At 65.4% G+C, this 19,961-nt stretch carries 16 protein-coding genes; 9 read left to right on the forward strand and 7 right to left on the reverse strand.

Going from position 1 to position 19,961, the window contains the following annotated elements; genetic code table 11:
• Positions 1–31: 31 nt before the first annotated feature.
• The 3 genes from L284_RS40465 to L284_RS40475 are packed head-to-tail and all read right to left on the reverse strand — an operon-like array spanning position 32 to position 5,338.
• Positions 32–1,822: an acyl-CoA dehydrogenase C-terminal domain-containing protein gene (locus L284_RS40465; protein ID WP_021235098.1), complete on the reverse strand. Its 1,791-nt coding sequence runs from the start codon at positions 1,820–1,822 to the stop codon at positions 32–34.
• 55 nt (positions 1,823–1,877) lie between these two features.
• Positions 1,878–4,205, reverse strand: a complete 2,328-nt coding sequence (locus L284_RS40470) for a 3-hydroxyacyl-CoA dehydrogenase/enoyl-CoA hydratase family protein (protein WP_021235099.1) — start codon at positions 4,203–4,205, stop codon at positions 1,878–1,880.
• On the reverse strand, positions 4,202–5,338 hold the full coding sequence (locus L284_RS40475; protein WP_031342730.1) for a thiolase family protein: 1,137 nt from the start codon (positions 5,336–5,338) through the stop codon (positions 4,202–4,204). The genes L284_RS40470 and L284_RS40475 overlap by 4 nt, the downstream gene beginning before the upstream one ends.
• Before the next feature lie 188 nt (positions 5,339–5,526).
• Between L284_RS40475 and L284_RS40480 the strand changes: the two genes are divergently transcribed.
• The 5 genes from L284_RS40480 to L284_RS40500 all read left to right on the forward strand — a co-directional run bounded on the left by L284_RS40480 (position 5,527) and on the right by L284_RS40500 (position 10,340).
• A complete protein-coding gene (locus tag L284_RS40480; RefSeq protein ID WP_021235101.1) occupies positions 5,527–5,961 on the forward strand; it encodes a DUF2147 domain-containing protein in 435 nt (144 codons plus the stop codon).
• Positions 5,962–6,020: 59 nt separating this feature from the next.
• The gene (locus L284_RS40485) at positions 6,021–7,319 is read left to right on the forward strand and encodes an OmpP1/FadL family transporter (protein ID WP_021235102.1); all 1,299 of its coding nucleotides are present in this window, start codon (positions 6,021–6,023) and stop codon (positions 7,317–7,319) included.
• Complete coding sequence (locus L284_RS40490) at positions 7,319–9,028, forward strand: long-chain-fatty-acid--CoA ligase (RefSeq protein ID WP_021235103.1); 1,710 nt, start codon at positions 7,319–7,321, stop codon at positions 9,026–9,028. The genes L284_RS40485 and L284_RS40490 overlap by 1 nt, the downstream gene beginning before the upstream one ends.
• Before the next feature lie 71 nt (positions 9,029–9,099).
• A complete protein-coding gene (locus L284_RS40495; protein ID WP_021235104.1) occupies positions 9,100–9,477 on the forward strand; it encodes a MerR family transcriptional regulator in 378 nt (125 codons plus the stop codon).
• Positions 9,478–9,482: 5 nt separating this feature from the next.
• Positions 9,483–10,340, forward strand: coding sequence for an acyl-CoA thioesterase (locus L284_RS40500; protein WP_031342734.1), 858 nt, complete (start codon positions 9,483–9,485; stop codon positions 10,338–10,340).
• Positions 10,341–10,350: 10 nt separating this feature from the next.
• Here L284_RS40500 and L284_RS40505 read toward each other — a convergent pair whose 3' ends face one another.
• Positions 10,351–10,749 (reverse strand): cupin domain-containing protein, encoded by a 399-nt coding sequence (locus L284_RS40505; protein WP_021235106.1) that lies wholly within the window; start codon positions 10,747–10,749, stop codon positions 10,351–10,353.
• Positions 10,746–12,044, reverse strand: coding sequence for a pectate lyase family protein (locus tag L284_RS40510; protein ID WP_052018432.1), 1,299 nt, complete (start codon positions 12,042–12,044; stop codon positions 10,746–10,748). Before L284_RS40510 ends, L284_RS40505 begins: the two co-directional genes overlap by 4 nt.
• 323 nt (positions 12,045–12,367) lie before the next feature.
• On the opposite strand from L284_RS40510, the gene L284_RS40515 reads away from it, so the two are divergent.
• From L284_RS40515 to L284_RS40525, 3 genes are read left to right on the forward strand one after another with little or no spacing between them, the layout of a single operon-like run.
• A complete protein-coding gene (locus tag L284_RS40515; RefSeq protein ID WP_021235108.1) occupies positions 12,368–15,241 on the forward strand; it encodes a TonB-dependent receptor in 2,874 nt (957 codons plus the stop codon).
• A 58-nt stretch (positions 15,242–15,299) separates the two neighbouring features.
• Positions 15,300–16,301, forward strand: a complete 1,002-nt coding sequence (locus tag L284_RS40520; protein WP_021235109.1) for an alpha/beta hydrolase — start codon at positions 15,300–15,302, stop codon at positions 16,299–16,301.
• Between the two features lie 42 nt (positions 16,302–16,343).
• Positions 16,344–17,999, forward strand: a complete 1,656-nt coding sequence (locus L284_RS40525) for a family 43 glycosylhydrolase (protein ID WP_021235110.1) — start codon at positions 16,344–16,346, stop codon at positions 17,997–17,999.
• Between the two features lie 38 nt (positions 18,000–18,037).
• On the opposite strand, the gene L284_RS40530 is transcribed toward L284_RS40525, so the two are convergent.
• Positions 18,038–18,700 (reverse strand): HAD-IA family hydrolase, encoded by a 663-nt coding sequence (locus L284_RS40530; protein ID WP_052018430.1) that lies wholly within the window; start codon positions 18,698–18,700, stop codon positions 18,038–18,040.
• 80 nt (positions 18,701–18,780) lie between these two features.
• On the reverse strand, positions 18,781–18,906 hold the full coding sequence (gene ykgO / locus L284_RS40535) for a type B 50S ribosomal protein L36 (protein WP_021235112.1): 126 nt from the start codon (positions 18,904–18,906) through the stop codon (positions 18,781–18,783).
• A gap of 236 nt (positions 18,907–19,142) precedes the next feature.
• On the opposite strand from ykgO, the gene L284_RS40540 reads away from it, so the two are divergent.
• Positions 19,143–19,895, forward strand: a complete 753-nt coding sequence (locus tag L284_RS40540; protein ID WP_021235113.1) for a DUF4136 domain-containing protein — start codon at positions 19,143–19,145, stop codon at positions 19,893–19,895.
• The last annotated feature ends 66 nt before the right edge of the window (positions 19,896–19,961 follow it).

The following is a 19,961-nucleotide window of genomic DNA, read 5'->3' on the forward strand; positions in this document are numbered from 1 at the left end:
CCCCCGTTCGTCACGCCTTGGAAGCAGTTCCTCAGAACATGTCCACGTCCAGCGCCATCATCGAGGCCTTGCCCGACTTGATCGCCAGGAACGCGGCGGTCGCCTGCGGCAGCAGACGGTCGAAGAAGAATCGGGCAGTGCCGATCTTGGCGGTGTAGAACGCGGTATCCTCCGTGCCCTCGTCCAGTCTGGCCTTGGCGATCAGTGCCGCCTTGGCGAAAGTGTAGCCCATGGCGACAAGGCCGAGCAGGCGCAGGTAGTCGGTCGCGGCGGCACCGGCTTCCTCGGGATCCTTCATGCCCTTCTGGGCGATCGTGCCGGTCGAAAGCTGGAGCGCGCCGAAAGCCTTTTCCAGACCCTCTATCATCTTGCCGAAGGTCTCGTCCGCCTTGTTCGCCTCGATGAAGTCCGAGACGGGGTGGAAGAACGAGCGCAGATAGCGACCGGCATGCGCGGGCATCTTGCGCCCGACAAGGTCGAGCGCCTGGATGCCGTTGGTGCCTTCGTAGATCATGGCGATGCGGGCATCGCGCACGAACTGCTCCACGCCGCTTTCGGCGATGTAGCCGTGGCCGCCGTAGACCTGCACGGCCAGGTTCGCGCTTTCATAGCCGCAGTCGGTGAAGAGCGCTTTCACCACCGGGGTCATCAGCGCGATGAAGTCTTCCGCGCGTGCCTTCACGGCCGGATCGGCGGCGTGCTTTTCGGCATCGAGCGCACGGCTGACCCAGGCACCGACGGCGCGGCTGCCTTCGTTGTAGGCGCGCGCGGTCATCAGCATGCGGCGCACGTCGGGATGGACGATGATCGGATCGGCCGGGCCGCCGGGGTTCTTCACGCCCGACAGCGAGCGGCCCTGCACGCGCTCCTTGGCGTACCACACGGCCGACTGATAGGCGGCCTCGCCCACGCCAAGGCCCTGGATGCCCACCGAGACGCGCTCGGTGTTCATCATCTTGAACATGGCTTCCATGCCCTTGTTCGGCTTGCCGACCAGCCAGCCGATCGAATCGTCGAAGTTGAGCTGGCAGGTGGCCGAAGCTTTGAGGCCCATCTTGTGCTCGATCGCGGCCACCGAAACGCCGTTGGACGGGCCGGGCGTGCCGTCTTCGTTGGGCAGGTACTTCGGCACCAGGAACAGGCTGATGCCCTTCACGCCCTCCGGCGCATCGGGAAGCCGGGCGAGGACGAGGTGGATGATGTTCTCGGTCAGGTCGTGCTCGCCTGCCGAAATGAAGATCTTCGCGCCGGAGATCTTGTAGCTGTCGTCACTCTGAGGAACGGCCCTGGTCCGCAGCATGCCAAGGTCCGTGCCGCAATGCGGCTCGGTAAGGCACATGGTACCCGACCAGGTGCCTTCCACCATCTTGGGCAGGTAGGCCTGCTTCAGTTCATCGCTGGCATAGCCCTCGATCGCGGTGGTCGCGCCATGGGTGAGGCCGGGATAGAGGCTGAACGACAGATTGGAGGAGCAGATCATCTCCTCGGTCAGCTTGTTCAGCGCTTCGGGCAGCCCTTGCCCGCCCCATTCGGGATCGGACGCCAGCGCGCACCAGCCGCCTTCGCGGAACATGTCGTAGGCTTCCTTGAAGCCCTTGGGGGTGCGGACCACGCCGTTTTCCAGCGTGCAGCCCTCGATGTCGCCGCTGCGGTTCAGGGGCAGCAGGACTTCCTGCGCCACCTTGGCGGCCTCTTCCAGCACCGCGTCGACAAGATCCGGGGTGAATTCGGCCAGAGCTTCGAGATTGCCGAAGCCGTCATCGGTGTGAAGTTCGTGGAGCACGAACTTCATGTCGCGCAGGGGCGCTTCGTAGACTTGCATGTCACTCTCCTCGCGCGCGCCGCCGGATCACCGACGGGCGCGCATTCATACCTTATCAGTTGCGAAGCGGCTTGCCGGTTTCGAGCATGTGCTCGACGCGGGCGACCGAGCGGTCGTCGCGCAGGCGGCCCATGAAGGCGTCGCGCTCCAGCTTGAGCATTTCGCCCTCGCTCACCGTGTCGACGAGGTCGAACGCGTCGCCGCCGGTCAGCACATCGGCCAGCACACCGGAGACGACAACGTCGTAGTCGGTCGCCATGCCGCGCTTGTGGAAGCCTTCGACCGCAAGGCCAAGTGCGGTGCGGCCACCGGCGCCGGGCAGCTTGAACTCGGGCGCTTCGGGCGGAGTGTAGTCTTCCACGAGGCTGAGCGCCTTCTGCTTGGCGTCATAGAGCAGGCGATCGCGGTTCATCGAGATGCCGTCGCCCTTGCGCAGGATCATCATCTCGCGCGCCTGCTGGGCAGACTTGGAGACTTGCGCGGTCGAGACCATCTCGAACACCTTGGCAACAGCCGGCATCGGGCCCTTGGGCATGCCCGGGGCATTGCGCCAGCGGTCGATCATCTCGCCATTCCCGCCCCAGCCGGGAACGAGGCCGACGCCGCACTCCACGAGGCCGCAGTAGAGTTCGGCATGGGCCTGGATCGCGTCGCAATGGAGCAGGATCTCGCACCCGCCACCCAGCGCCATGCCCGCAGGTGCGCCGACCACCGGGAACGGGGCGTACTTCAGGCCCTTGTAGGCCAGCTGACCACCGGCAACGAGCTTCTCGATCTCGCCCCAGGCGGCGATGTTCACTGCAAAGAGCGCGAGGCCGAGGTTGGCGCCTGCCGAGAAGGTATCGGCATCGTTGTAGACGACCAGCGCCTTGTACTGTGCCGCCACCAGCGGGATGGCCTGCCCGATCAGCTTCATGACTTCGCCGTCGAGCGCATTCATCTTGCCGGTGAATTCAAGGCAGACGACGCCGTCGCCGATGTCCCAGAGCGCGGCCGAGGCATTGCGGATGATCGGCTTGGACGAAAGCTTCACGTCGGCCAGACGCATCACGCCTTCGGGGCGGACCACGTCGCGGTATTCGCCGTCGAGGCCCAGGAACTGGCGCTTGCCGTTCTCGATCCGGTAGAACGTGCGGTCTCCCGCCACGGTCAGGATCGCGGGCACGGCCTTGCCTTCGGCGGCGAGGCGATCGGCGAGGTACTTGGCGCCGAGCTTGTCGATCATCTCGAACGGGCCGGACTTCCAGTTGTAGCCCAGCTTCATCGCGTCATCGACGGCGACCACGTCCGATGCGGCATCGGGCACGAGGCTGGCAGCATAAGCCAGCGTGTCCCCCAGCACGGCCCAGGCGTAGGCGCCGATCTCGCCCTTGCTTTCGACCAGCGCCTTGAGGTCGCCCTTGGCGGCCGCGCCTCGCGGGCCCTGTGCGGTCACGGTCGGACGGTATTCACCGGTCTGGAGGTCGATGGTTTCCTTGCGGCGACCGGCCTCCTTGTTGAGGCGGTAGAAGCCGCCCTTTCCCTTGCGGCCGGTATAGCCCTCGCCGATCATCTTGTTGATCAGCGGAATGTCGCGGGCGATGCCGTGGTAGAGTTCGCCTGCGGGCAGCGTCGAGGTGAGGCTGGCCTGCAAGTGCGGCATCAGGTCGATGCCGACAAGGTCGACAAGGCCGAACACGCCGGTCTTGGGCACGCCCATCGGCTTTCCGGCAATGGCATCGGCCAGCTCGACGGTGATCCCCATGTCGAACGCGGCGTTGAGGCCAAGCTGGATCCAGTAGGTGCCGATACGGTTGGCGATGAAGCCCGGCGTATCCTTGGCCTTCACCACCGTCTTGCCGAGCGAGACGTCGGCGAACTGCTCGACCTTGGCGGCAACGCCCGCGTCGGTTGCCGGACCCGTCACGATCTCCAGCAGGCGCATGTAGCGCGGCGGGTTGAAGAAGTGCGTGATCAGGAAGTCGCGCTTGAAAGCCTCCGAACGCCCTTCGACCAGATTGGCGAGCGGGATCGTCGAGGTGTTCGACGAAACGGCGGTGCCGTCGCGCTTCACCGCTTCCAGCTTGGCATAAAGGCCCTGCTTGATGTCGAGACGCTCGATCACCGCCTCGATCACCCAGTCGCACTCGGCAACCTTGTCCAGGTGATCTTCGATGTTGCCGGTCTCGACCAGCTTGGCGGCGGACTTGCTCATGAACGGCGCAGGCTCGGTCTTGAGCATCTTCGCCACGGCGCCTTCGGCCACGGCGTTGCGATTTGCGCCTTCCTTGGGGACGATGTCGAGCAGCAGCACCGGCACGCCAGCATTGGCGACCTGGGCGGCGATCCCGGCACCCATCGTGCCGGCGCCGATCACGCAAACTTTTTTGATCGTGTCGCTCATTCCACCGACTCCAGGACCGTGGCGATACCCTGACCGCCGCCGATGCACTGGCTGGCGAGCGCGTATTTGCCGCCTTCACGCTTCAGCAGCGAGGCTGCCTTGCCGACGATGCGCGCACCCGTGGCGCCTAGCGGGTGGCCGATGGCGATGGCGCCGCCGTCGATGTTTACCTTCGTCACGTCGAGGTCGAGGTCCTTGATGCAGGCCAGCGCCTGCGAAGCGAAGGCTTCGTTCAGTTCCACCACGTCGAGATCGCCGGCAGCGATGCCCGCGCGCTCAAGCGCCTTCTGGCTGGAAAGGATCGGGCCAAGGCCCATGGTTTCCGGCGCACAGCCCGAAATCGCGACCGACTTGATGCGGGCGAGGATCGGCAGGCCTTGGGCGCGGGCGTATTCCTCGGTGGTGACGAGCACGGCGCTCGCGCCGTCGGTCAGCGGCGAGGACGTGCCGGCGGTCACCGACCCTGCGGCGTCGAAGGCGGGCTTCAGACCGGCAAGCGCCTCGGCAGTGGTTTCGCCGCGGATGGTGCCGTCTTCGCTGACCACGCCGCCCTTGGTCTGGATCGGCACGATCTCGTCGGCCAGCTTGCCGGCGTCACGCGCGGCGGCGGCCTTCTGCTGGCTGGAGATGGCCAGCGCTTCCTGATCGGCGCGCGAAATCTGGTACTTGGTGGCGACGTTCTCGGCCGTTTCGCCCATCGACATGTAGGCGGCGCTCTTCTTCGCCAGCTCCGGATTGGGCAGCGGGTTGAAGCCCATCATCGGCACCCGGCTCATCGATTCGACGCCCGCGCAGACGAAGACTTCGCCCGCACCGATGGCGATCTGGCCCATGGCGTAGTGGATCGAGCTCATCGAAGAGCCGCAGAACCGGTTCACGGTCATGCCGCCAACCGAGATCGGCAGGTCCGCCAGCAGGCCGACGAGGCGCGCGACGTTGAAGCCCTGCTCGCCTTCCGGGAAAGCGCAGCCGACGATGACGTCTTCGATATCGGCGGCTTCCACGCCGGTCTTGGCGATGAGGCCGCGAATCACCTGGGCGGCAAGATCGTCGGGACGGACGCGGGCCAGCGCGCCCTTGTTGGCCAAGTGGAAGGGCGAGCGGGCGTAACCCGCGATCACGACACTTTGCATGCACTCTCTCCGTGGGCGGACGCGCCTCAGGCTCTTCCCGAGGCTGCATCGTCGTCTTCCCTAAGGGTGCAATTCTTTCCCTATACGTCAAGCAATTTTTGGGTTACGAGAATTCAGCATCCCACCGTAGGGGCCCAGGGCCCAGGGTGAGAAGATGCCCGATTGGAGAGACGATGGAGAGGTCGCTCATGAGAAACTGGAAACCCGTGGGGCTGGCGTTGGTTGCCAGTCTTGCGCTCGCAAATCCGTCATTCGCGGCCGGAAACGACTCCGTCGTCGGCAAGTGGCGCACCCCTTCCAAGCACGGCGTCGTCGAACTCGGTCGCTGCGGCGAATCGGTCTGCGGACGGCTGGTCGATTCGGACGGCCTGAAGACCAATCCCGACCTGCGCGATGCGAACAACAAGGACGCCACCAAGCGCACCCGCAAGATCAAGGGCCTGCAAATCGTGGGCGGCTTCAAGGCCAAAGGGAACGAATGGGTCGAAGGACAGATCTACAATCCTGAGGACGGCGGCACCTACAAGGCGACGATAACGCCTTCGGGAGCCAACAGCCTCAAGCTCAAGGGCTGCATCGTCTGGCCCTTGTGCAAGACCCAGACCTGGACGCGCATCCCCTGAGGCGCATCGGGCTGACGACGAAGGTTCAGGGCATAAGAGAATTAAGGGAGTTCAAGGATATGAAACGCACTTCGGGCCGCATTCTTCTCGCAGGTACCGCATCGGCCCTCGTGTTCGGCTTTGCCGGCGCCGCACATGCACAGGCCTTCTATCTCCAGGAACAGTCGGTACGCGCACAGGGCCGCGCCTTTTCGGGTGAAGCCGCCGATACCGGAGTAGACTCGCTGTGGTGGAACCCGGCCGCGATCGGCGGGCTCGAAGGCGGCCAGGCCTCGGTCCACGCCAGCGTCATCCTGCCGCGCGGCAAAGTGGTGGACGACGGCACCGTGATCGTGCGTCCCGGCCAGGCTCCCGCGCCCGTAGGGGGCAACGGCCTTGCCAAGAACCCGATCAACAATGGCGTGCTGCCCTCCGGTTCGATCGCCTACGGCACCGGCAAGTTCGCCTTCGGCCTGACGGTGACCTCGCCCTACTCCTTCACCACCGACTACGATTCCGACAGCTGGGCACGCTATTCCGCCGACAAGACCAAGCTTCGCACGATCGATATCCAGCCCAGCGTGGCGTTCCAGCCGTTCGAGGGCTTCTACATCGGTGCCGCCGCCAATATCGAATATGTCGATGCGGCGCTCGGCAACTACCTGCCCAACCTCTCCCCGCTGCTGGCGGACGGCCACCAGAACCTCAAGGGTGATGGCTGGGATGTGGGCTGGTCGGTCGGCGCCCAATATCACAACGGTCCGGCCTCGATCGGCGTCGCCTACAAGTCCGCCGTCAAGCACAAGCTCAAGGGCACGCTGACGGTCGACGGCCTGCTCGGCCCCCTGGCCGCGCAGAACCGCACGCTAGACGCCACCGCCGAGTTCTCCACCCCGTGGCAGGCGATCATGTCCGGCCGCGTCAAGGCGACCAACCAGCTGACCCTGAACGCCCAGGTCGTGGCCTATGGCTGGAGCAAGTTCGATTCGATCGATCTCGGCGCGCCGATCAACCAGTCTCTGCCCGAGAACTACAAGGACGGCTTCTCCTACGCCTTCGGCGTGGACTACGACGTCAATCCGAAGTGGACCGTGCGCAGCGGTATCCAGTACGGCGAAACCCCGACCTCGAACGGTAACCGCGACGCGCGCGTGCCGGACAGCGATCGCTGGAACTTCTCGGCCGGCACCACCTACAACATGAGCGAGAAGATCGCGATCGACGCGGCGGCCTCGTACATCACTTTCAAGGATGCCCCGGTCGACCGCATCACCGCCGCCTATGCCGGCACTGCCGCGCAGACGCCGATCCTCACTGACGGCCGTCTGACCGACGCTTCGGCGCTGGTGTTCTCGCTCGGCGCGCGGGTGGCCTTCTGATGGGCGCCGCGGCGACGATCGGCGGTCACTCCGCCCCGGAAACCTCCTCCCAACACCCGGAAGAGATGCCGCCGATCGCGCCGCGGTTGCTCACCGACCTGCTCGACCATGCCGTGGAAGCCCACGGCACTTGGCCCGCGATCGACTTCATGGGCCGCAAGTGGTCCTACAAGGAGATCGGCGAGCTGTCTCGCCGCGCGGCGCGGGGGTTCCAGGACCTTGGCGTCAAGCAGGGGACGCGGGTAGGCCTGTGCCTGCCCAACACCCCCTATTACGTGATCTGCTATTTCGCGATCCTGCGCGTCGGCGGCATCGTCGTGAACTTCAACCCGCTCTACACCGAGCGCGAAATGGCGCATCTGGTCGAGGATTCGGGCGCCGAGTTCATGGTGGCCTCCGATCTGGCCCTCTCGCTGCCCAAGATCGAGCCGCTGGTCGGAAAAGGTTCGCTGCGCCGCGTGGTCGTCTGCCCCATCGCCGATGCCCTGCCCAAGCTGAAGGGCCGCGCCTATCGCCTGCTCAAGCGCAAGGACATCGCGCATGAACCGCACGACTTGCGCTTCCTGCGCTATGCCGACCTGATCGCCCGCGACGCCGATCCCGATCCGGTCGAGCGTTCGCCTTCCGATCTGGCCGTGCTGCAGTACACCGGCGGCACTACCGGCGTGCCGAAGGGCGCCATGCTCAGCCATGCGAACCTTGCTGCCAATTCGGCACAGATGATCGCCCACGTCGGCCACATGCCGGAGACGCAGGAGCGTACGCTCGGCGTATTGCCGCTGTTCCACGTCTTCGCGCTGACCACGGTGCTGAACTACTCGGTGGACACTGCCGCCGAGATGATCCTGCTGCCACGCTTCGAGATGAAGTCGTTCCTGGCGACTGCCAAGCGCACCAGGCCCACGCAGTTCTTCGGCGTGCCGACGCTCTACACCGCGCTCAACAACCAGCCGCTGCACGGCGAGTTCGACAACGTGCGCGTCTGCATCTCGGGCGGAGCGCCGCTACCCCTCGAAGTGCGCCAGAAGTTCGAGCAGCGCACCGGCGTTCGCGTGGTGGAGGGCTACGGCCTGTCGGAAGCCTCGCCGATCATCGCCTGCAACCCGCTGGAAGGGGAAGTGAAGAGCAACTCCTGCGGCCCTGCCTTCCCCGGCACCGCGCTGGAGATCCGCGACCCGGACAATCCGCACCGGGTCATGCCGCAAGGCGAACGCGGCGAAGTCTGCGCGCGCGGGCCGCAGGTCATGTCCGGCTACTGGAACCGGCCGGAGGAGTCGGAAAAGACCTTCATCTACGGCGCCTTGCGCACGGGAGACGTCGGCTATCTCGACGAGGACGGCTATCTGTTCCTGGTGGACAGGATCAAGGACATGATCCTGTGCGGCGGGTACAACGTCTATCCGCGCACGATCGAGGACGCGCTCTACGAGCATCCGATGGTTCATGAGGCGATCGTGATCGGCGTTCCCGACACGTATCGCGGCCAGGCCCCCAAGGCCTTCGTGGCGCTCCATCCGGGGGACGTTCTGGACGAGGAAACATTGATGGCCTTCCTCAAGGAGCGGCTCAACAAGATCGAGATGCCCAGCAGCATCGAGTTCCGCGACAGCCTGCCCAAGACGCTCGTCGGCAAGCTCTCCAAGAAGGAACTGGTGGAGGAAGAAGCCGCGCGCCGCGCCAGGGACAAGCATCAGGCAACGGCCGAGTGAGCGGAACCGGAGCCTCCCTGACTCCCAACGAGACGACTTTGGCAAGCCCGGCAGTCGGCCCCAACGGAGACATGCTGGGCATCCAGGAGGCGGCGACCGAACTCGGCGTGACCATGCGGACCTTGCGCTTCTACGAGGACAAGGCGCTGATCGCGCCGCAGCGGGTCGGCACCACGCGCATCTATTCGAAGCGCGAGATGGGCCGCATGCAGTTGATCCTGCGCGGCAAGCGGCTCGGCTTCTCGATTCGCGAGATCAAGGAATTCCTCGACCTCTACGATGTCGATCCCGAGCATCACGAACAGGTCCGCACCCTGCTGGTCAAAGTCACCGACCGCATCGAGGAACTGCGCCAGCAGAAGACCGCGATCGAGCAGACCCTGGAGGAACTGCTCTCCATCGAACGTCAGTCGCTCGACTGGCTCAAAGGCACGCCCGACGGAAAGTAATGCCGATGACGGAAACCGCTCGTATCGCCGTGGAGGAACTCCGCAATCTGCTCACTGTCGAGGAGATCGATACCGGCATCTTCCGCGGCGCCGCCTCCGCCGAACAGCCGGGACGCGTCTACGGCGGCCAGGTGGTGGCGCAGGCGCTTGCCGCCGCGGCGCGGGGCGTCGATCCCGAACGACAGGCTCACTCGCTTCACGCCTACTTCCTGCGCGCAGGCGAAGCCGGACGTCCGATCATCTACCGGGTCCTGCCCGATTTCGACGGCGGCAGTTTCTCCAATCGGCGCGTCGTCGCCATGCAGGGCGGCAAGCCCATCCTCAATCTCGCCGCCTCGTTCCACCGGCAGGAGGAGGGTCTTTCCCACGCCGAACCGGCACCCGACGTTCCTACGCCGGAACAGTGCCCCGACTTTCGCGAGGCACTGGCGGCCACCGGCCAGAGGCTGCCTGGGTTCCTGCTCGATCGCCTTGCCGCTTTCGACATGCGCCCTTGCCCGCCGGTGACGGGTGGCGCTTTGCCGCGCCGCCAGCAATGGTTCCGGCTTGCCCGTCCCCTGAACGAAGATGCGGTGATGCAGCGAGTGATCCTGGCTTATGCCAGCGACTTCGCCCTGATCTCCACCGCGCTGATGCCGCAGGGTCTGGGCTTCTTCTCGCCGGGAGTGACCGGGGCCAGCCTCGACCATGCGATCTGGTTCCATCGGACGCCGCCGATGGACGACTGGCTGCTCTACGCGATGGACAGTCCCTGGTCCGGTCACGCCCGCGGCTTCGCGCGCGGCGCGATCTATACCCGCAGCGGCGAACTTGTCGCCAGCGTGGCGCAGGAAGGGCTGCTCCGCGTCAAATCGCAAGCTTGACGCGGAGCCTTCATTGCCGCGCTTTGGGCGGGTTGGGATAGGCGATGATTAGCGACAACGGTTCCTCGCCCCGCTGCCGGATCCCCACGACCGCGCCGTCGTAGAGATAGGCGGTCATGCCCGGCCGCAGCATCGCCCGTTTGCCGTCCGAAACGACTTCGCCTTCTCCCGAGACGACGTAGTAGACTTCGTCGTGCGCGATCGGATGCTCGCCGATCGCCGCCCCCTTGTGCAGCACGCGTCGGCGGAACTCCATCGCTCGCGGCGCCGGGGCCGCATCGGAGATGCGATAGGCCGTGCTCATGCCAATCGCCCCGTGCGGAGGGGCTTCCTCCCGCACGGTATCTTTCTCGTCGATAACGACCATGGGCGGCGCCGCAGCGGCCATCAGCAGCAGACCTGCAATCATTTCCGCATCTCCTTATCGCGCCCGGACAGCTTCTCCTGCGGTCCTGCTTTCTGGCCCGGATAGACGCCGGACTTCGGCGTCATCGTCGCCAGGTTCCAGTCCTTTTCGACGAAGGCGGCGCGGGTCGGCGCCGGGTGGGGGTAGCCGCCCACGACTTTCTCGTCGTCGATCACTGCGCCGCGCCCCTCGGCCACGAAGAACAGCATGCGGATGTCGTCGGGCGCACGGTCCCAGGGACGCGCGCCCACAGAGGCGAGCAGGTCGGTCTCCAGATCGGCGGCAGGCGTGATCCTGTAACCCTCGATACTTGCCAGCGGCGCCGGGGCCTCGATAACTTTGGCCTTTGTCACCCCATAACGACCCATCATCGGCGCGGGGTTGCCCCAGCGATCTACGTTGATGTTGTCCTTGCTGAACCAGGCGAGATCGCCGTCACCGCCGATCGTCAGGAACGGCAGGCCCGGCGCGGTCGAGTTGCCCGCCCGCATGACGTTGCCCACCGCCGTGATCTCGCCCGTGACATAGGGATGGCCTTCCCATTCCAGGTTCATCAGGTTGTAGTGCACCGCGCGGCGGCCGGGATCGTAGATCATGTTGTTGACCATCAGCACTTGCGCCCCGCCCTTCACCAGGGGCGAGCGCTCCATGTTGTGCGCCCAGAGGTTGCGATAGAAGACGATCCCGGTGGCATTGTCATGGATCAGCGAACCCTTCGAATGCTCGCCCTTGGGATGGCTGGCGTCGGCCAGTCCCTCTGCGGCGATGTTTTCGCGGAACAGGATGTCGTGACTGGTGGCGGCACGCCATTCCTTCAGGGTCTTGCCGTTGAAGCGCGGACCGGACGTCGACATGTTCTCGTCGATCGCCCAGAAGAAGCTGCAATGCTCCACCACTACGTGATGCGCGGCCACGGTCGAAAAGGCGTCGGCCTCCCAGCCGGACAGCCTGGGCTGGCCGTCCACCCCGGTCATCACCCGGATGTGGCTGATCTTCACGTCATGGCCCTTTAGATCGAGCCCGCCGCGAATGATCGTGACGCCGGGGGACGGCGCGGTCTGGCCGGCGATGGTGAGGTACGGCTCGTCGATCTGCAAGACCGAGCGTTCGAGATCGATCACCCCGCCCACCTCGAACACGACCGTCCGCTTGCCCTTCGCCTCGACGGCGGCCTTGAGCGACCCGGGACCGTCTTTCGCGAGCGTCGTGACTCGGATGATTCGCCCGCCGTCGCCGCCCGTGGTCGGGTCCGCCGCCTGGGCCGCACACATGCGCGGCGCGGCGGTGAAAGCCAGGATGGCGGCTGAGACTGTCAGGGTGAAACGGCCGAATTGCCCCGATGATTTCACTGTGCTCTCCCGTTTGCTCTTGTCTTGAGAGGGTTCTTGACAGGGTGGCGCAGCTTGCGCAATAACTAATGACACCGGTTACCAGAACCGGCAAGAACGGGCTGACGATCGCGAATGGACCACGATACGCAGCCCGAATGACGTGCGCCGAACAGGCGTGGAGGATGGTGTCTCCGGACACCGGGAGAGGTGCTGGAGAAGGGAAGCATGATCATGCGGCCACCTTTGACACCGGTATCAACAGGCCGCAAAGGCTTCGAGGGGGAGTGACCATGCGTCTGCATGTTTCGAGGATTTCGCTACTGAAGGCCGCTCTGGTCGCGGGCAGTGCCCTGGCCCTGCCGCAAACCGCTTCCGCACAGGACACTGCCGCAGCCGATCAGGTGTCCGCGCCTGACGGCAATGCCGAGCAGGAGATCATCGTCACCGGCTTCCGCCAGTCGCTGGAAGCCGCGCTCAATGTCAAGCGCAGCTCGGTCAGCGCAGTGGACGCCGTCGTCGCCGAGGACATGGCCAAGTTCCCCGATCAGAACCTTGCCGAGTCGCTCCAGCGCATCCCCGGCATCTCGATCCAGCGCGACGGCGGTGAAGGCCGCGCCATCACCGTGCGCGGTCTGGGCGCCCAATTCACCCGCGTCCGCGTGAACGGTCTCGAAACGATCGCCACCAGCTCCGACGGCGCCTCCGCCAACCGCGACCGCGCGTTCGACTTCAACGTCTTCGCCTCGGAACTGTTCAGCAGCCTGGTCGTCCACAAGACCGCCGAGGCCAGCCTGGACGAAGGCTCGCTGGGCGCCGTGGTGGACCTCAACACCGGCAATCCACTGGCGGGCAAGGCAGGCCTATCCGCCGTGCTCAACGTGCAGGGATCGTACAACGACCTTTCGGACAATGTCGGGCCGCGCGTTGCCGGCTTGCTGTCCTGGCGCAACGATGCCGGCACCTTCGGCGTCAATCTGTCGGCTGCCTACTCCCACACCGATACGATCGAGAGCGGCAACAACACCGTCCGCTGGGCCCAGGCCTACTTCAATTCGGTGAACGGCACCCCATGCTTCTATTCGAACGTCGGCCCGACCGGCGGTACGCCGGTCGCCGCGGGCGGCGGCTATCGCCCCTCGGCAGCCTGCGACGCTGCCTCGCTCTCTTTCCACGCTCGCATCCCGCGCTACGGCGTGGTCGAGCATGACCGCCGCCGCCTCGGCCTGACCGGCTCGATCCAGTTCGAGCCGACCGACCGCACCAAGCTCTCGATCGACGGTCTCTACTCCTCGTTCAAGGAAGACCGTGCCGAGCAGTGGCTGGAAGTTCTCGCCCGGTCGAACGAACGCCGCTTCAACCTCGTGAATCCGGTCTACGACGACCAGGGGACGATGATCGCGGGAACTTACGACAACGCCTGGGTCCGCACCGAAAGCTACTTGCGCAAATCGGAAACCGAGTTCTACCAGTTCGGCGCGACCTGGGACCAGGACCTGAGCGACACCTTCCGCTTCACCGCGCTGGGCGGCTTCTCGCAGTCTAACGCCGACATCCCGGTCGAAACGACTTTCGCCTACGACAATCGCAATGCCAATGGCTTCGACTTCGACTATTCGGACATGAAGTCGCCGGTGCTGAACTACGGTCTCGACGTCACCAATCCGGCGAACTTCCAGCTTGCGGAAATCCGCGACCGCCCGTCCTACGTGAAGAACCAGTTCAAGACCGCGCAGCTGCGGACGGAATGGGATCTGACCGACGGCTTCACGGTGAAGGCCGGTGCGGTCTGGCGCCGCTACGATTTCCGCACCCAGCTGTTCCAACGCGACACCGCCGCCTGCGCCACGAACGGCCGGCCGGATCTGATCCTGGGCCAGGTCACTTGCTCGTCCAGCGTCTACGGCCTGCCGGTCACGTCCGATATTTCGAGCCTGATCGATCTGGGAGACGCCGGCCAGCCCGGCGGCACGACCAGTTCGTGGGTGGTGGCCAACATCGACAAGGCAGCCGATTATACCAATCTCTATGCCCGCACCGCCGTCGAGGATCTCGGCAACAATCGCCGCGTGCGGGAAGAGACCTCGGGCGGCTACCTCCAGTTCGACGTCAAGGGCGACATCTTCGGCCTCGAGTTCGCAGGCAATGCCGGCGTTCGCTATGCCCACACGAAGCAGACATCGACGGGCTACACCGCCGGCGTCGCCGCCACCGTGGGGCGCAGCTACGACGACTGGCTGCCGGCGATCAACATCGCGTTCTATCCGCGCCATGACGTTATCGTGCGCGGCGCCATCGCCAAAGTCATCACCCGCCCCTCGCTCGGCAACCTCAATCCCGGTGGCTCGGTCGACGGTTTCAACTACCGCGTGACCTTCGGAAATCCGTTCCTCGATCCGTTCCGTGCCACCAACTTCGACGCTTCGGTGGAATGGTACTTCGCGCCGCAAGCGCTGCTGTCGGTCGCCGGCTTCATCAAGAAGATCGAGAGCTTCCCGGTCGCCGGTACTTACGTCGCCACCCTGCCCCAACTCGGCCTGGGTCGCGATGTGCTGGGGACCAGCACGCCCGCCTACCTCAACTACGATCCCAATCAGGAGTATGTCGTTTCCTCGCAGGTAAACGGCGAAGGCGCGACCCTGAAGGGCGTGGAAGTGGCGCTGCAATTGCCCTTCACGTTCCTGCCGGGCCTGCTCAGCCACACCGGCTTCCAGGGCAACGCCACCTTCATCGACAGCAGCGCCGACTACCAGATCACCGGCCCCGCGGTCTCGGCCTGCACCCGCAACCCCACCACCAATGCCTGCGGCCTCACCGGCGTTTCGGCGATCTACAACAACACTCTGCTGGGCGTGTCGGAAAAAGCCTGGAACGCCACGCTCTACTACGATGACGGCAAGTTCAGCATTCGCGGCTCGGTCAGCTATCGCGGGCCGTTCAGCGACGCCACCAGCGCCACCGGCAACATCTTCGAAGGCTACGGTTCCTACACCAGCGTCGATGCCGCGATCCGCTACAAGGCCACCGAATGGCTGGAACTCTCGATCGACGGCAACAACCTGACCGACGAGTACCGGTACCGCACCAACGACATCTTCGCGCAGCGCAACTACGAGAACAACCACTTTGGCCGCACCATCCTGTTCGGCGCGCGCGCCAAGTATTGACGGGCGCGCGATAAATCGGCCGAATACCCCAAGTCGAACCAAGGAAGAGGAAGCCGCCATGACCATCGACCGCCGATCGTTCATGGCGGCTTCCTTGTTCACCGGACTTGCTGCGGGCGAAGCGATCGCCCAGACGGCTCCGCCTTCGGATGCCGGCAAATCGCCGCCGGCCGGTCTGCCCGAACCTGCGGAGACCATCGACCTTTGGCCGAAAGGCGCGCCCGGAATGCCGGACAGGCCGCCTGTCGAGGTCGTGACCGAACGCTCCGCCATAGCCCAGGTCAACGATCGTTCGGTCACCGGCACCACCCGCCCGCGCCTGGTCGTGTTCCGACCCGACCGCCCCAACGGCGCCGCCGTGCTCATCACGCCCGGCGGCGGGTACCGCCTGGTGGTGATCGACAAGGAGGGCTACGAAATGGCGCGCTGGCTGACCGCGCGCGGGTTCACCGCCTTCGTCCTGTTCTATCGCCTCCCCGGCGAGGGCTGGAAGGACCGGCAGAACGTGCCGCTGGCCGATGCCCAGCGCGCGATGCGCCTGATCCGCCACCGCGCCAAAGACTATGGCGTGCAGCCCGAGCGGGTCGCCGCCATGGGCTTCTCGGCAGGCGGCCACGTCTGCTCCAGCCTATCGACCCGTTTCGACGCGAAATTCTATGCGCCGCTCGACGCCGCCGACAGGCTTTCGGCCCGTCCGTTCTGCGCCGCGCCGATCTATCCGGTGGTCTCGATGGATTCCGCGATCGCCCATGCCGGCTCCCGGGACCTGCTGCTCGGCCCGGCTCCCACGGCAGAAATGGAAACCGCGTACTCGCCCGACCGCACGGTGCCGAAGGACGCGCCGCCGCATTTCCTGCTCCACGCCGAGGACGATGCAGCCGTGCCGGTCGACAACACCGTGCGCCTGCGCGCCGCGCTGAAAGCGCAGGGGGTGCCAGTGGAGACCCATCTTTTTGCCCAGGGCGGCCACGGCTTCGGCCTGCGCGGCACGATCGGCAAGCCGGTAGAGGCATGGCCCGATCTCTGGCGTGCCTGGGCGCGCGCGATCGGCCTTGCCTGATCAAAGCGGCGTGAAGGCTGGGGTGAAGCTTCGAACGACAGGATGACCATGGACAGACGCGACGCACTCAAGACCGCCCTGCTGAGCGGCATCGGCCTTGCGGCACCCACTCTCGCGGGGAGAGCGGCGGCCGCGAGGGAGGCCGAGGCGGAGACCGGGGCGGGGGTCCCTCCTCCATCCCCCGCCCCGGCTCCCGCCCGCAACTGGCGGCGCGGCTTCGACGGCCAGCGCATCGCCGACCTGGGCAACGGCACCATGCTCAATCCGGTACTCTCCGGCGACCGGCCCGATCCCGCCATCCTCAAGGACGGCAAGGATTACTACCTCACCTTCTCCAGCTTCGATTCCTATCCCGGCCTCACCATCTGGCACAGCCGCGACCTGGTGAACTGGCAGCCCCGCAAAGCCGCCCTTACCCGCAACATCGGCTCGGTCTGGGCCGTGAGCCTTGAGAAGCACAAGGGCCGCTACTTCCTCTACATCCCGGTCAAGGCGAAGCCCAACGAGATCTACGTCATGTGGGCCGATCATATCGACGGCCCCTGGAGCGATCCCAAACCGCTTGGCCTGCACGACCATATCGATCCCTGCCACGCAGTGGGCGAGGATGGCTCGCGCTGGCTGTTCCTTTCGGGCGGCGATCGCGTGCGCCTTTCCGACGACGGCCTTTCGCTGACCGGTACGGTGGAGCACGTCTACGACCCCTGGCGCTACCCGGACGACTGGGACGTGGAAGGCTTTTCGCCGGAAGGGCCCAAGATCCACCGCCACGGCGACTGGTTCTACATGCTGACCGCCGTGGGCGGCACTGCCGGTCCGCCGACCGGGCACATGGTGATCGCCGCCCGCGCCCGCTCCATCCACGGTCCCTGGGAACAGCACCCCGAAAATCCGCTCGTCCGCACCGAGGACCAGTCCGAAGCGTGGTGGTCGCGCGGCCATGCCTCGCTGGTCGAGGGCCCGGATGGGAAGTGGTACACGCTGTACCACGGTTTCGAGAACGGCTTCTGGACGCTGGGGCGGCAGTGCCTGCTCGACACCATCGAATGGACCGGCGACGGCTGGTTCCGCATGACCGGCGGCGACCTCTCGCAGCCGCTTCCCGTGCCCAGGGTCAGCAATCCGCTGCCCCACGGCATGCCGCTATCCGACGATTTCTCCAAGCCGCTGGCGATGGGTTCGAAGTGGTCGTTCTTCCGCCCCGCCCCTGACGAAGGCAATCGCCTGCGCGTGGCAGATGGCGCGCTTCACTTCGCCGGAAAGGGCCTGGCCCCCTCAAGCGGCTCGCCGCTCCTGCTGATTGCCGGCGATACCAGCTACCGGTTCGAATGCGACATCGAACTCGCGCCTGGCGGAACCGCGGGGCTGGTGCTGTTCTACGACGACAAGCTCTATGCGGGCCTCGGCTTCGACGAGGCGCGGTTCGTCACTCACCAATACGGGATCGAGCGCGGCCGGCCCGCCAATCCGCACGGCCACCGCATGAAGATGCGCGTGACCAATCGCCGCCATATCGTGGCCTTCCACACGTCCGGTGATGGAGGCAGGACCTGGAAGCGGTTCGACCGGGGCATGGAAGTGTCCGGCTACCACCACAATGTCCGGGGTGACTTCCTGATGCTCCGCCCCGGCCTCTATGCCGCCGGCCCGGGCGAAGCGCAGTTCCGCGATTTCCGGTTCACTGCGCTGGAGGACTGAAAACCCGTCGTCCCGAACTTGATCCGGGCCGAGGGACGCTACCCCAGCAGCCCGCGCTCCGTCAGGTCCGCGCGCAATGCCTCCGCGCCATGGAAGTGGTGGACCTGCCAGCCGAGATCGCGAGCCGAGGCTATGTTCGCGGCATTGTCGTCGATGAACAGCATCGCCGACGGCCGGTGGCCGAAACGACGCGCGGCAAGATCGAAGATGCGAGCGTCTGGCTTGGCCAGCTTTTCATCGCCGGAGACCACGATCTCGCCGAATAGATCGAACAGCGGCTCGGTGGCCCGGTACTCGCGCCAGAACGGGCTGGCGAAGTTGGTGATGGCGAAGAGCGGCACGTCGCGCGCCGCAAGTTCCCGGACGATATCGTGAGAGCCCGGAACATTGCCCGGAATCGTTTCGAGAAAACGCGTGGCGTAAGCGTCGATCAGAGTGTCGTTTCCGGGGAACGCCGCCTTGCGCTCGGCAACCATCTCGGCAAGATCGCGGCCCACATCGTGCTGGAAATGCCACTCTTCGGTGACGACGTTCGCGCAGAACCAGTCGAGCCGCTCAGGCTCCGGGATCAGCTTGGCGAACAGCAGGCGCATGTCCCACTCGACAAGGACGCGCCCGACGTCGAAGACGACGGCTTCGACTGGCTGAAATTCGGCAGGACGATGCAATTGGACGGCAGACAAGACAAGACCCCCGCGCATGGCGGGGGCCTCATGTCATCGACGCAGTCGCCCGTCCGCCTTGGTCATCCCCGCCACGAGGCGGGGACAGGCAGACGAAATCAGCCCTGGCGGGCCTTGAAGCGGCGGTTGGTCTTGTTGATGACGTAAGTACGGCCGCGACGACGGATCACGCGGTTATCCCGGTGACGACCCTTGAGCGACTTCAGGCTGTTCGTAATCTTCATGTCTAGTCTCGTCTTGCGTGGTCCGGCGGTTGCACCAAGCAATCTGGGGCCGCCGCAAAATTGGAAGTGCGCCGTTAGTGGGACCAGCTTGCAAAGTCAAGCCCGAGAGGCCATTCCTCTCTTGCAAGAACCTCGTTTTGCCGTTCATCCCAAGGCAATGGCGAGAGCACATAACCCAGCTTCGGGTGCGACCCAACCGATTCTTCGCCAATCGCCTTTTCGGACCCAGATCAACGATGAACACGCTCAAAGCCGCCATTTTCGCCAGCGTCGCGCTCTCTGCCGCCGTTGCCGCGCCGTCCTTGCAGGCCCGTCCGGGCTGGGGGCCGGGATGGGGCGGCGGCTATGGCTCGCGATGGGATGGCGGCTGGAACGATCCCCTCATGGGGGGCCCGATCGGTTCGCCGATCTCGTCAAGCCGTACCAGGGATTCGCGTGAAGGCCGCGTGGAGGTCAGCCGATTCGTGACGCAAGGCCCGGAAGCGGCCGGTCTCGGTCATGGCGCCGTCTCGGTTCAGTCCGATTCAGGTGAAGGACAGTGGGTTCCCGGCCCGCAGCGCGCAGCTTACGAGGCGGCCATCGTCGATGCCCTCGTCGGAGCCGGCTACGACACCCAGCACAAGCAGGAAGACGGCGGACAAGTGGCGGAGCTGAAGATCAGCCGCCAGATTCTGACGCCCGCCGAGGAAAAGCGCAATCCGGTGAGCGGCGCGGCGGCCGTGGGCGTCAGCAATCGCGGCTCGGCCTATGGGTTGGCGCTGAACGTCGATCTTTCCAAGCCGCGTTCCGCGCTGGTCGGCACCCGGCTGGATACGCGCATCGTCGACAAGACGAGCGGCAAGGTGTTGTGGGAAGGCTACGCCACCATCGCCACCCGCGAGGGGGATGACGACTGGCCCGACTATCGCATCGCGGGAAAACTGGCGCAGGCTCTCTTCGACGGCTTTCCCAAGGCCGATCCCGTTGGCCTTGGCGCGCCTCAGGGCTGATCGCGCGGATCCATTCTCCCGGAGACACGTTGCTCTTGGCAGGTGGGCGTATAAAGAAATTGGCCT

Origin of the sequence: Novosphingobium lindaniclasticum LE124 (assembly GCF_000445125.1) — a bacterium.
In the GTDB taxonomy this organism is placed as follows: Bacteria; Pseudomonadota; Alphaproteobacteria; order Sphingomonadales; family Sphingomonadaceae; genus Novosphingobium; species Novosphingobium lindaniclasticum.

What these genes read in the sequence shown, in the direction of transcription:
- L284_RS40520 (WP_021235109.1), top strand. Translation starts at nt 15,300, where the DNA reads ATGACCATCGACCGCCGATCGTTCATGGCGGCTTCCTTGTTCACCGGA.
- L284_RS40485 (WP_021235102.1), top strand. Translation starts at nt 6,021, where the DNA reads ATGAAACGCACTTCGGGCCGCATTCTTCTCGCAGGTACCGCATCGGCC.
- L284_RS40530 (WP_052018430.1), bottom strand. Translation starts at nt 18,700, where the DNA reads ATGCGCGGGGGTCTTGTCTTGTCTGCCGTCCAATTGCATCGTCCTGCC.
- L284_RS40505 (WP_021235106.1), bottom strand. Translation starts at nt 10,749, where the DNA reads ATGATTGCAGGTCTGCTGCTGATGGCCGCTGCGGCGCCGCCCATGGTC.
- L284_RS40480 (WP_021235101.1), top strand. Translation starts at nt 5,527, where the DNA reads ATGAGAAACTGGAAACCCGTGGGGCTGGCGTTGGTTGCCAGTCTTGCG.
- L284_RS40495 (WP_021235104.1), top strand. Translation starts at nt 9,100, where the DNA reads ATGCTGGGCATCCAGGAGGCGGCGACCGAACTCGGCGTGACCATGCGG.
- L284_RS40465 (WP_021235098.1), bottom strand. Translation starts at nt 1,822, where the DNA reads ATGCAAGTCTACGAAGCGCCCCTGCGCGACATGAAGTTCGTGCTCCAC.
- L284_RS40515 (WP_021235108.1), top strand. Translation starts at nt 12,368, where the DNA reads ATGCGTCTGCATGTTTCGAGGATTTCGCTACTGAAGGCCGCTCTGGTC.
- L284_RS40490 (WP_021235103.1), top strand. Translation starts at nt 7,319, where the DNA reads ATGGGCGCCGCGGCGACGATCGGCGGTCACTCCGCCCCGGAAACCTCC.
- L284_RS40475 (WP_031342730.1), bottom strand. Translation starts at nt 5,338, where the DNA reads ATGCAAAGTGTCGTGATCGCGGGTTACGCCCGCTCGCCCTTCCACTTG.
- L284_RS40500 (WP_031342734.1), top strand. Translation starts at nt 9,483, where the DNA reads ATGACGGAAACCGCTCGTATCGCCGTGGAGGAACTCCGCAATCTGCTC.
- ykgO (WP_021235112.1), bottom strand. Translation starts at nt 18,906, where the DNA reads ATGAAGATTACGAACAGCCTGAAGTCGCTCAAGGGTCGTCACCGGGAT.
- L284_RS40470 (WP_021235099.1), bottom strand. Translation starts at nt 4,205, where the DNA reads ATGAGCGACACGATCAAAAAAGTTTGCGTGATCGGCGCCGGCACGATG.
- L284_RS40540 (WP_021235113.1), top strand. Translation starts at nt 19,143, where the DNA reads ATGAACACGCTCAAAGCCGCCATTTTCGCCAGCGTCGCGCTCTCTGCC.
- L284_RS40525 (WP_021235110.1), top strand. Translation starts at nt 16,344, where the DNA reads ATGACCATGGACAGACGCGACGCACTCAAGACCGCCCTGCTGAGCGGC.